The sequence below is a fragment of the Marinobacter bryozoorum genome, assembly GCF_023156245.1.
In the GTDB taxonomy this organism is placed as follows: domain Bacteria; phylum Pseudomonadota; class Gammaproteobacteria; order Pseudomonadales; family Oleiphilaceae; genus Marinobacter; species Marinobacter bryozoorum.
The window spans coordinates 1-12159 of sequence record NZ_JAKZAH010000061.1; the positions used below are offsets into that span (position 1 = coordinate 1).

The 12159-nt window shown below is 47.9% G+C and carries 6 protein-coding genes and 3 pseudogenes; 7 read left to right on the plus strand and 2 right to left on the minus strand.

From position 1 onward, the window contains the following. Positions 1-148: pseudogene (locus MLC59_RS18730) on the minus strand (transposase domain-containing protein); the annotation flags it as partial. A gap of 22 nt (positions 149-170) precedes the next feature. Here MLC59_RS18730 and MLC59_RS18735 point away from each other — a divergent pair. Beyond that, positions 171-392: pseudogene (locus MLC59_RS18735) on the plus strand (transposase domain-containing protein); the annotation flags it as partial. Here MLC59_RS18735 and tnpA read toward each other — a convergent pair. Further along, positions 389-550: an IS66 family insertion sequence element accessory protein TnpA gene (gene tnpA, locus MLC59_RS20225; protein ID WP_427901746.1), complete on the minus strand. Its 162-nt coding sequence runs from the start codon at positions 548-550 to the stop codon at positions 389-391. The pseudogene MLC59_RS18735 and the gene tnpA overlap by 4 nt on opposite strands. 69 nt (positions 551-619) lie before the next feature. Here tnpA and MLC59_RS18740 point away from each other — a divergent pair. The 6 genes and pseudogenes from MLC59_RS18740 to MLC59_RS18765 form a co-directional block, all read left to right on the plus strand. Continuing rightward, positions 620-946: pseudogene (locus tag MLC59_RS18740) on the plus strand (transposase domain-containing protein); the annotation flags it as partial. A gap of 111 nt (positions 947-1057) precedes the next feature. Then, a complete protein-coding gene (locus tag MLC59_RS18745) occupies positions 1058-5215 on the plus strand; it encodes a glycosyltransferase family protein (RefSeq protein WP_248237129.1) in 4158 nt (1385 codons plus the stop codon). Continuing rightward, positions 5212-8010, plus strand: a complete 2799-nt coding sequence (locus tag MLC59_RS18750; RefSeq protein ID WP_248237130.1) for a DUF6270 domain-containing protein — start codon at positions 5212-5214, stop codon at positions 8008-8010. The genes MLC59_RS18745 and MLC59_RS18750 overlap by 4 nt, the downstream gene beginning before the upstream one ends. Beyond that, entirely contained in the window at positions 7997-8917 is a 921-nt protein-coding gene (locus MLC59_RS18755) for a hypothetical protein (protein WP_248237131.1), read from the plus strand. Before MLC59_RS18750 ends, MLC59_RS18755 begins: the two co-directional genes overlap by 14 nt. 66 nt (positions 8918-8983) lie before the next feature. Continuing rightward, positions 8984-10657: an alginate lyase family protein gene (locus tag MLC59_RS18760; protein WP_248237132.1), complete on the plus strand. Its 1674-nt coding sequence runs from the start codon at positions 8984-8986 to the stop codon at positions 10655-10657. A 55-nt stretch (positions 10658-10712) separates the two neighbouring features. Beyond that, positions 10713-11762, plus strand: a complete 1050-nt coding sequence (locus MLC59_RS18765; protein WP_248237133.1) for an FkbM family methyltransferase — start codon at positions 10713-10715, stop codon at positions 11760-11762. Positions 11763-12159 lie beyond the last annotated feature (397 nt).

Consider the following 12159-nt stretch of genomic DNA (forward strand, 5'->3'; position numbering starts at 1 on the left):
TGGCGGGATGCTGACTGACGCGTTGCAGCACGTCCACCAGGTAAGTGTAGGGGTTAATATCGTGCAGCTTGCAGGTGCTGATGAGGCTCTGGATGATGCCCAGGTGTTCCGCGCCCAGTTCGGTCCAGCAGAACATCCAGTTTTTGCGGTTATGGAAGTGTTTCCATAACCGCAAGGCCTGGCTGTTCGCAGATACTTCGCAGGGCGCGAAAGCCAGCGCCACCTGTTACTCGCTGATCGAAACGGCCAAGGCCAACGGGCTGGAACCGTCGGCGTACATCCACCATGTGCTGACGCACATCGCTGATGCGGTTACCCTCGAACAATTGGAAGCTCTCTTGCCCTGGAATGCAGAGCTGCCAGCTTTAAAAAATGTGGCTCAATACGGTTAGGGCAAGTGGGTCGGTTTAGCGGCGCTTACTTTGCGCCAGTAAACAAAGCGACAATAAGTTAGTGATTGCTGCTGGCAGTAGGCCATGCCAGACAAACCGGATGCCGGCCAGTCTTCGATATGTTGCTGCCAGGGTAGTCTGCGTTCGGTGTGCGTCATACTGATTCCTCTTGGGTTGACGAGGAAGTCAGTCTGGACAATTTCGGGGTTGAACTGTAGGTGCTGGTTTATGGGCGCTCACAGTGGGATACCCTGGTTGGCTACTGCGAACGTGGCGATCTGAAGGTCAGCAATGCGGGTGCCGAGAATGCCATCCGCCCGTTCGCTCTGGGAAGAACAGCCTGGCTGTTCGCAGATACTTCGCAGGGCGCGAAAGCCAGTGGTACCTGTTACTCGCTGATCGAAACGGCCAAGGCCAACGGGCTGGAACCGTCGGCTTATGTCCACCATGTGCTGACGCACATCGCTGATGCGGTTACCCTCGAACAGCTGGAAGCTCTCTTGCGCTGGAATGCAGAGCTGCCAGCTTTAAAAAATGTGGCTCAATATGGTTAGAGCCAGTGGGTCGGTTTAACGGCTTACATACCGAAACAGTTCAAGGCGTCATAGCCCGCCCCCTGTTAACCTTCACCCTACGACTGAAAGTATCGGAGTACCAACATTTCCATGGATGTCATCCTGCACATTGGTGCTGGCCTTGGAGGCCAGCTTGAAAAGTGGCTAGGTACGAGTGCCAAGAGAATTGTGCTATTCGAGCCTCACCCATGGCTTGCGCAGCGTTTGCGTAAAATATGCAATAGCCAAAAAAATGTCACTGTGGCAGCTGTAGCCGTCACTTCAGAGACAGGCCCGCAGACACTGGTGGAGTACAATCTCCCTGAGGCCAATAGCCTGCGCGCACCGACCAGCCTCAAAGCACTTTTCCCTGGCTTGGAACCGGTTCGTCGACACCCGGTGAAAGCGATTTCTCCCGCGCAGATGATGGCTGACCACGGCCCGGGCGAAAGCGAAACTGCCGCCCTGGTGATCGAGGCTCCGGGTGAGGCTCATGCGATTTTGCAATGGCTAATTGAAAGCGACCGGCTGCGCTGCTTCACTGAGTTGCAGCTAAGCATGACTGTAAAACCCTGCTACAAAGATAGCGTAGGCGCCGAACAAACCCTGGATGCCCTGCGCGAATACGGTTTCGATGTGGTGCGTCATAATGACCAGGATCCCGACTGGCCAACTTGGACCCTAATCCGTAATCCGCTTAAGGTAGAACTCAAGAAGCTGCAGGAGACGCTCGAGAAAACCGAGACTAAGTTCAAGCAAACGCACACCTACTTCATGAACCGCAAGCAGCAGGTGCTAGATCTTCAGGATGAGCTGAAACGTCTGCAAAAAAGACATCAGGCGCTCCAGAGGGCATCTCAAGCGGAAAAAGTGGTGGTCGAGGAAAGGACGACCGAGGTTAGGCGCCTTCTGTCAGAGAATATCAAGCTAAGGATCGCGGAAATTTACTGGCAGAAGTTGAAGAAAAGCGTGAATCATAAAGTTAGTTCTGAGCTCCTTGACTTTACAGGCGATTTTCAAATCCCTGAGGCTCACAAGGTGGCCTGCATTATGGACACCTTCACCTACAGCTCATATAGCCCAGAGGCCAATTTCTTCCAACTGACGCCGGAGCACTGGCAACAGGAGCTGGAGGAGTTCAAACCGGAGATGCTGTTCATCGAGTCCGCATGGCGTGGCAAGGATGAGCTGTGGTGGAACAAGGTCGGCCACAAGAGCCAGGAAGTGCAGGGCATCGTGGACTGGTGCAATCAGCACGGTATTCCCACGGCGTTCTGGAACAAAGAAGATCCGATCCACTTCGAGACCTTCCTGAACACGGCAAAGCTGTTTGACTTCGTGTTCACCACCGACCTGGACTGTATCCACCGTTACAAGGCGGCATTGGGGCACGATAACGTCTATTTCTTGCCTTTCGCCTGCCAGCCGGCCCTGACAAGTCCGGTGGAAACCTACCAGCGGAAGGATGCCTTCTGCTTTGCCGGTGCCTACTACGTGCGCTATCCAGATCGCACCAAAGATCTGGAAACCTTCGTTGAGGAGTTTCCCAAGTTCAAGCCGTTGGAGATCTACGACCGCAACTACGGTAAGGACGACCCCAACTACCAGTTCCCGGAGAACTACCAGCCCTACATCGTGGGTACCTTGCCGTTCAGCGAGATCGACAAGGCCTACAAGGGCTACCGCTATGCGATCAACCTGAACTCCATCAAGCAGTCGCAGACCATGTTTGCGCGCCGGGTTTATGAGCTGCTGGGTTCAAATACCATCACCGTTAGTAACTTCTCTCGAGGGGTGCGCCTGCTGTTCGGTGAGCTGGTGCTGACCTCGGACAGTGGCGGCGAGATCATACGTCGCCTGCAGGAGCTGGAAAGCAGCGCCGAGCATGCCGACAAGTTCCGCCTTGCCGGTCTGCGCAAGATCCTCAGCGAGCACACCTACCAGGCGCGTTTCGACTACATCCTCAGCAAGGTGACCGGCAAGCGCTATGAGCACCCGTTGCCTGAGTATACCGTGGTCAGCTTGGTCAGTAGCGTTCAGGGGCTTAGCAACACCCTGGACAATGTAGTGCGACAGTACCACCAGCCGGCCAGGCTTGTAGTGGTCACGGGGGAGGGGTTCACGGCGGCCGACGCCGAGGCCCAGTTTGGCCAGCTACCACAGGGCATCGACACGGAATGCCTGAGCCTGGAAAGCCTGGGGGGCAGGGCACTGAAGCACCTCGTTAAGTCGGGTAGCTGGCTGGCGGCATTCAGCCCCAATGATTACTACGGCCCCAACTACCTGCGGGATATGGCCTTGGCGACGCGCTTTACCGAAGCGCCGATAATCGGCAAGGGTGCTTATTACCAGGCCGGTTCTGGAGGTATTCAGCAGCAGAATGCGGATCAGGCCTACCGAGCCGATGCGGAAGTTCCGCTACGGGCTGCAGCGCTGGCACCCGGCATGCAGCTTGGTCAGGCCAGTGCCTGGGTCGAGAGCATCGAGTCAGCGACATATACGGCAGCCAACCAGCAGGCGATCGATGCCTTCAACTACTGCCGTGATGGCCTGAGTGGTGCAGCTGCCAAGGCCAGCGAGGCATTGGCAGCCCTGCAGGCCAAGGTAGACGATGCCGAATTTGACACCGGTATACCCCTTGCAGAGCTCGAGAAACTGGCAGAAGCAACGGCGCCGGCCACCAACAGCGCCGAGCAGATCCCAAGCTTCTCGCCCATTGAGTTGAGCGAGATTTTCTCCAACCCCGGCACCGCCAATAGCAAGATGACGCTGACCGAAGAGGGGCTGGAGGTAACCTCAGCACTTGGTGATGGCAAGCATGAGTATATCTATGTCAAGGATGGCAATAACCTGACACTGGAGCAGTTGGGGAAAGGTGCCATCAAGGATGACAAGCTGCCGCTGCACCTTGAGATGACGCCAGGGCTGAACCTGTCTTTTGTTATCATCTTTTTTGACACTAAGGGAAAACGTCTACATCACTACATTATTCAGCCTAACAAGAATAACCTCCTAGACATTCCAGAGGGGGCTGCAATCATCCGCCTTGGCTTCCGTGTATACCAAGGCGGCGAGTGTGTCGTGAAGCGGCTACTGGTGGGAGAGAAAGATCTATCACCGGAAAGTGTCATGGGCCGCTCAGATGTGTTGCTGGTGACCAACCATTACCCAAGTTACAATGACCTTTACCGCAATGGTTTCGTGCATAGCCGAGTCAAAGCCTACAAAGAGCGCGGCGTGGAAGTTGATATCTTCCGCTTCCGGAAAGATCAGGCGGTTAGTTGGCATGAGTTCCAAGATGCGGATGTGATCACGGGCTCACCGATTGCACTGCGTCGTATGCTGGAAAGTGGAAAGTATCGACATGTGCTGGTTCATTTCCTAGATGCGGATATGTGGGAAGTTCTGGGTGACTTCATACATGACATCAAGGTGACGGTATGGGTGCATGGTGCGGAGGTTCAACCCTGGTGGCGCCGTGAATATAACTACACCAATGAAAAAGATTTGGAACTGGCCAAGGTTCAAAGTGCCAAACGCCTCGGCTTTTGGAAGGAATTGCTTAGCCCAATGCCTGAGCACTTGTCACTAGTTTTTGTATCGCAGTATTTCGCCGATGAAGTAATGGAAGATATTGGCTTTAAGTTGCCAGAGAGCCAATATAAGATCATTCATAACCCTGTTGATACAGATATTTTTTCATATGTTGAAAAGAATCCGGAGCAGCGCAAGAAAATACTTTCCATAAGACCCTACGCTTCAAGAAAGTATGCAAATGATCTAAGTGTTAAGGCAGTGCTGGAGCTTTCCAAAGAGTCCTTTTTCGATGAATTGGAATTTAGATTTATCGGTGACGGCGCATTATTTGATGAGACGTTATTGCCGCTAAGAGATTTTTCAAATGTAATTATTGAGCGTGGCTTCTTGGCTCAGCCGGATATTGCTAAGTTGCATAAAGAGTATGGTGTCTTCTTGTGTCCCACTCGAATGGATGCACAAGGTGTATCGAAAGATGAAGCTATGTCTTCTGGTTTGGTTGTTGTAACTAATGGGGTTACAGCGATACCCGAATTCGTAGATAGTACTTGTGGTATTCTCGCAAAGGGTGAGAGTTATATGGAGATGGCGAGTGGTGTTAAAAATTTATACAACAATCCCGATTATTTCAGTGATTTATCAGTGTCCGCTAGCGCGCGAGTTAGAGTTCAGGTGGCTAAAGAAAAAATAATAAGTCAGGAAATTTTTGAAATAAGAGGAATGCAGCATTGAAGAAGATAATTGTATTCGGAAGTTGCGTTTCTAGAGATACAATAGAGCATTTGGATGGATTTATCCTTCAAGAATACTTCGCAAGGAGTAGTTTTGCTAGTTTGTTTTCTACTGTTCACCCTGCTGTGAGTAATTTAAATTATGATCGTATAGAATCGGATTTTCAAAAGCGGATGGTGAAATCTGATTTAACAAAGAGTGTGCAAGATAAGATTGGCAGGTTGGACTTTGATTGTATCTTAATAGACTTTATTGACGAAAGGTTCGATTGCTACTCAGAATATGGTAGTTTGAACACTATTTCAAACGAGTTTTTAAAATTGCAGGTGGGGCTTGGAGAAGTAGTAGCCTTTGATTCAGATTATAAATTTTCGATCTGGAAGAAAGGTTTTTCATCTTTTGTTAAAAAAGCAATACTTAATAAAAAGAAGGTTTACTTAATAGAGGCATATTTTTGCAGCGAGTTCATTGATGGTGATGAAATAAAAAAATTTGACTCTGATCACAGGAGGGTTAATACATTTCTTGATAAGTTATATGGTTTTGTAAGAAAGCACTTCAAAAATGAAGTTGAAATAATCGCTCCTTTGCAAGCAGCACGCATTGCTGATACGTCACACAAGTGGGGTTTAGCACCATACCATTATATCAATAAATTTTATGAGCAGGTTGCCTTCCAAATGAGTAGCAATGAGAGTGTAGAGATAGTGAGCACGGCTCAAAAATTTTATAAGTCTCCATCCCCTGAGTTAGATTTTTGTGTCTTGCATATCAAAGGGGGTTGCAATGACTTGTATGACTTGATTTTAAAAGCGGGGCTTCAAGTAGAGCAGGTTGGAAGCTATTTGTTAATAACCTCTATTGAAGTATCAGATAGTCAAAATGTTTTTTCAGGTTTTGGTTATGAATCGTCGAGGGAAGAATTTGTTTTTGCTGATTCAGATATTAATAAAATAAAAGTTTGCGAGTCCTCTGTAGGTAATTTCTCACGTGCAATTAAAAAAGATGATTCTTGGGAGTTTTATTGTGATTACTTTGGCTTCTCATGCTTATATACATACCAGTCAGAAACTTGTGCTATAGTTTCTAATAGGGCTCATCTAACTGCTGCGCTAGTACAGTACTTAGAAGCCAAGCCTGAGGTTAATGATGATTTTCTTTCAACTTTGATTCTCGATCATCCTTTTTTCTCACATCAAGCTTTTAGTAATGATGCTCCCTTAAAAAATGTTTACAGGGTGCCTGTGAATCATAAGGCTATACTTAGAAAAGGGGAGATAGAAATCATAGTTTCTGATGAGGGTTTTTATCAGCATAGTAATAGCAGTTTTGATTATAAAGAACTAGTTGTCAACTCAGCTCGTGACATTGAAAGTCATTGCAAATCCATTATAGATAAGTTTGGAATTGATAATATTGTATTTGATTTGAGTGGAGGAAAAGATAGTAGATTGGCAATAGCTCCAGCTCTTGCATTAGGATATAAACCTTGTGTGCGGACTGTTAATCATCCGGGGTCTTCTGATCTAAGTATATCAAACTATATTTCGGGAAAATTTGGCCTTCCATACTTTAATGGTCCATTGACTGCTAATAAAAGAGTAGGGGTGAAAAAAGTCATAGATTTATGGGTTAGTTACACCATGGGCGATTATAACGTGATGCCGGCAGGGGAGCGTTTAGGTAATGGTGACTACAAAAGAATTCGCATTACTGGAGCTGGAGGTGAACTATATAGAGAATTTTGGAGCTTGATGATACCAGAAGAATATCGGTTAGATGGCGATGTTCTAAAGCATTTGATTAAAAATAAAAACCCTTTTTCTGAAAAGTTAAAAAAATCAAACCCAGAAAAATATGAAAGCCTTATTTCATATGTAAACACTACTGCATATGGTGGGTATTCAGGGGGAGCAGACGATTTTTTATGGAGATCTTATGTGGAATTTAGAAACAGGTTCCATTTTGGGTTGAGGAGCTATAGTACAGCTAACGATTCTGTGTATGTAAGTCCAATAATATCAAAAGAAATGTGGAAGTCGTCTATTATCATAAGACAAAAAGGGCTGTCGCTAGATCAATTTTTTGCTGATGTGACAAATGAAATTTTTCCACCATTCTCCAGCATTCCATATGATAAAGAAAAAGGTGTAAATAGTTTTCTTGAAAAGAAAAAATTGGTAGTTCTTAAAGGTGAAGATAACTATAAAAAATCAAGTTTTTTGGCTTTGGAGGAAGCCGAAGATGAAAATTATTACGTAGACTTGGGTTTATGTAAATCAGAAGACTATATATTTAAGAGACGTATGGCATCTTCTTTAGGGCGACTTTATGATTTTTTTTCTGACTCCCCTGAGAATTTAGCGGTCTTAAAAATATTGTTTGATCAATATGAGATTGTGCGTCGTAGGTTTAAAAAGCAAGCAAGAATTTTAGAAAGTAGGCTCTTTGGTTTTGCTGAATACATATCCTCCTCTGTCTTTGAAGAAAAAGCTGAAAGCAACAGCTGGCTACTCTTCTTTAACCCTCTATTAGACGTTGAAGTAATCTATAGTCAAGATGTAGCCGAGGTTGAAATATTGCTAGATCATGGGGTTAAGTGTGATGACTATGAATTTGCAATATATTTGTATAAAGACGGCTTGAGAGAAAAAACTATTTGGTATAGACCTCAATCAAAGTTTAGCGTTGAGCTTGAAGGTAAGGGGTATAATAAGCTAGTTGCTTTCGCTAAGGTTAAAAGTAAAGAGGATTTTGTTTTTAATATTGAGGTTGAGCTAAATGAAAAGTTATAATTCTGGCTGGTTTTTGCAAAGATATGGTAGCTTGGAAGAGTTTTTATTAAGTGAAGATGTTACAAGGACAGGAGTAAAAATAATTGGGCATGAGAGCGAAGAGATTGATGTTTTAGCCCAAGGTTTTTTAAGTTCTACGTGTCCTTATTTTTTGGTGTGCTTTAGTGCTGCTGTTGGCTCTAGGGCGTGTAGTAATCCTCCTTATTTTTCAGGTATGGGGGTCTCTAATTCTACTAATATACCCCTTCTTTCCTTTGCAGATCCAACAATTTCCTTAGATGGCAGCATTGGCTTAGGCTGGTACGCTGGGTCTAGTAGTAATCTATCTCTTATGGAAAAAATGGAAAATATTATAAATTTATACTCTCAAAAAACTGGCCTTGCGCCAATATTCTTCGGCGGCTCAGGTGGTGGTTTTGCGGCATTAAGTATGTCCCATAGGATAAAAAAGTCAAAAACTATTGTAGTAAATCCTCAAACAAGCATATCTAATTATGTGTTTGGACAAGTGAAAGATTACTGCAGGGTAGCTTTTAATGCTGATTGCAATGAAAAATCACAAGCTTATCGGCTTTTTAATGAAAAGGGAATTGTTCATGATCTAAATATTTTAAATAGAGAGTGGTTTGGCGAAGAAGTTTTATATTTTCAAAACCAAATAGATAGTCATGTGGATCAGCATTTAATTCCTTTTGTTGAAGGTTGGGACTTGAGAAAAGTCGTAGGTGATTCAAATTTTGAGGCAGATGGTTTTTTCTTCCATATTGGGCTTTGGGGGGGCAGTCACGCACCATTGCCAAAAGACGCTTTGATTTTTATCCTTGACCTAGTCTCAAAAGGTAGTTCATTTTCTGATTTGGTGAATAAGTTTTCAGATAAATATAAGTCGCCCAGTTTTTGTTTTTAAATATTCTGGCGATGGGAGGGGGGTAAGTGTGTGAGGCTTATACATCAGATAGTAACGGTAAAGGATTTGGAAGCAACTATAGAAAGGCTTTTTTTCGAGGGCTTTTCCGCCCTTGGCCGCAAGGATCTTCCACCTCACCCTTTCACCTTGCCTTTTGATTGGGCGGCTAACCCTTTCTCCGACCGCAACTGGATGTTTCAGCTACATGGTTGGCGAGTGCTAGATGCTTTTTTCAATCGAATGGCCCCCCATGATGTCGCCTTCATCGGCAAGGTCATGAGCGACTGGTGGCGGTTCTATCAGGAAGACCCTGAAGCGATGCCCTGGTACTGGTACGATATGTCCACCGGGCTGCGTGCTTCGAAGATCGCCTATCTGGTGCACTGGTGCGAAGAGCAGAGTGAGATGCTGCCGTTGGCACCTGAGGTGCTTCAGGGGCTGGTTGAGTCGCATCTGGATCACCTGACCAATCCGGAAGAGCTCAACCACGGCAATCACGGCCTGTTTCAGCTCAATGGCCTGATGGCCTTGGTTGAGGTGATGGCAAAGGCAGGGAAAACGCTGCCCCGCGAGGAGGCAGCCCGTGAGTTCGCGGTAACGCATATGCGCGAGATCCTGAAAAGCCAGCTGGGTGATGAAGGCGTGCATACCGAGGATTCGCCGGACTACCACTTCTTTGCCTTAACCAAGATCCGCCAGATCCTGGAGGCACCGTGGTTGCAGCGTGATGACATGGCCGACATTCGCACTCTCTGCGAAAAGGCGGAGATCGCCAAGGAGTGGCTGGTGACGCCGACCTTGCATTGCCCCCCGGTTGGGGATTCGGCCGAAGCTCTCAAGCTCAAGCGCTATGCCAGGTTGCGCGAATGGCCACATCAGGCACTGAGTAGCAGCCTGGCGGCACGCCTCGATGGCTATGGCGTGGTGCGTTCCCAGCCAGAGGTGCCGCTCGAGCAATCACATTACCTGTTCTTCCAGGGAAGCTTTCACACCAGTGACCACAAGCATGCGGACTGCCTCTCGTTTGTGTGGCAGGAAAAGGGGCGCTATCGACTGTGGGACTCCGGTAAGTACGGTTACCAGAAGGGCGAGTGGCGGGACTACTTCCTCAGCACGCGTGCACACAACACCCTCGAGGTAGATGGCCAGAATACCAGTCGCCAGAAGCGCGATGCCTATGGCAGTGCCATTCAGCATGTCGGCGCCTGTGATGATGGCTGGCTTCTGGTTGGCAAGGTGTCACATCCCCGCCTCAAGATCACTCACCAGCGCGTGCTTTATTACCGCCCAGGGACGGGGGTGGAGGTGCTGGATATCATCCATAACGACCAGCCCCAGCGCCCGCGTGACTTTCGCTGGTGGTGGCATCTGGGCCCAAACACCACAACCTTGGAGCTATCGTCTGCGGGAGCGTGCTTCGAGGATGCCAGTGACCAGCAGCGGTTGATGCTAGAAGTCGCCTCGACCCTGGAGAGTGCACCCAAGGCACGCTCACATCATGGCCAGCAGGAACCGCGACTGGCGGGGTGGTTCTCCCCCAGCTATCTGGAAACCCAACCTTCGCAGGCAGTGTCGTTTCATTTTCAAACACGGCAGCCGCGGTTCGCCGTGGTAAGCCGCTGGAGTCTGGGCGAGCAGGGAGCGGCGGCGAGCATGCGTATTGAGCAGGGCAGGCTGCATGTTGCGAGTTCGGCGCTGTACCGTGCGCTGAGCGAGCTGCTGGAGCCTGGTATTTTATGATTGTTTCTGTGCCTGTAGAAATAACAAATAATTTCTTTGTTTGCTGGAGAGCTCCATGAAAGATCCTATTTTTCCCATCAATGTAGGTGAGAAACAATACTTCATGGTGCTTCCAGATTGGGAGGAAGATTACATACAGGGAATGTTGGTTGAGAAAGCAGTTCCTTATGAATTTGCTATGCTGCAGGCGATGGAGTCGTGTCTGCGCGCAAATGATCTGGTACTTGATGTTGGGGCAAACATTGGCAATCATACACTTTATCTAGCGGCAGTGGCTGGCTTACGGGTAGTGGCATTTGAACCGAACCCAGAACTCTGCGTGCCGTTGCGGCAGGCCATATCACTTAATGACTTGGATGGCAGGGTAACACTTCATGAAGTAGGGGTTGGTGCCTCTGAGGGTAACGCTCATTTTGCTGAGAGAAAGCCCGAAAACATAGGTGGCCAGTCTCTCACTTTAGATGATTCTGATGCGGCGCCGATTTCCGTCATCAGCCTGGATGCTTTGGATCTTGAAGACAAGGTTAGAGCAATCAAGGTAGATGTAGAGGGTATGGAGCTTTCGGTTCTGAAGGGGGCCGGCAATCTCATCTCCCGAGACAAGCCTTATCTTTTTATTGAGGCTCAGACAGAATCCGATTTCGATGCACTGCATGAGGTGGTTGTCGACCTAGGCTATATTTATTGGGACACCTTCAACGCAACACCTACTCACTGGTTTATCCATAGTGAGGAGCTTGGTCAAGATGCAATCGTAGATCATTATTTCCAAAAGGGACGTGACAGTTACAAGCTTAGGCTTGCCAAACGCGATCTTCAGACAAGGCTTAATGAAGCCAACATGAAGTACCGTTCTGCCAATGAGCGAATTAATGAACTAAAAGATAGGCTCAATGAGGCTAATGTAAAATACAAGGAAGCCACTGGCCAGGCTGGGCAGAACCGGGAGCGAATGAGAGCAGAAATTGCATCCCTGAAGGCTGAGCTGGCTAAGTGTAAAGCCGAGGTGTCGGGCGTATCTGCGCCGAATAATGAGGCACACCCCGAGCGGGCTCTGGGGCTGGACTTCTCCCTGCCGGAAGAGCAGGGCAAGGACAAAGGCTGATTCGGCAGAGGCCTCGGCATCAATGCCGCAGACGGCGGTGGCGGTGACTGCCGGTGATGCTGACCATCCTGAGCGGGCGCTTGGGCTGGATTTCTCTCTGTCAGAAGAGCGAGGTGAGAAGTGAATGATCTTCTGTCCGTAGGGCGAGAGGGGGGCATGCTCTCGCAACTGGATTCGCCAGCGACTCTATCCACCAATCGCTTTATGTAGGTCGAGAAACATGGACATGCACTTGCTGAAGAAGCGCTTTCGGTAGGCTGCTAAAATAATCTATTGCGATCCATTTATGGTTCTAGCAAACGCTTCGGATAAGCTGGGACGTAAGCGCCAATAAACCAGCACCTACTTTCGGTTACCAAGATTGCCCACACTGATTTCCTCGTCAACCCAGGAGGAA

Bases quoted from the DNA above. Each gene is read 5' to 3' on its own strand.
- tnpA (WP_427901746.1), bottom strand. From the start codon at position 550: ATGACGCACACCGAACGCAGACTACCCTGGCAGCAACATATCGAAGAC.
- MLC59_RS18745 (WP_248237129.1), top strand. From the start codon at position 1,058: ATGGATGTCATCCTGCACATTGGTGCTGGCCTTGGAGGCCAGCTTGAA.
- MLC59_RS18755 (WP_248237131.1), top strand. From the start codon at position 7,997: ATGAAAAGTTATAATTCTGGCTGGTTTTTGCAAAGATATGGTAGCTTG.
- MLC59_RS18765 (WP_248237133.1), top strand. From the start codon at position 10,713: ATGAAAGATCCTATTTTTCCCATCAATGTAGGTGAGAAACAATACTTC.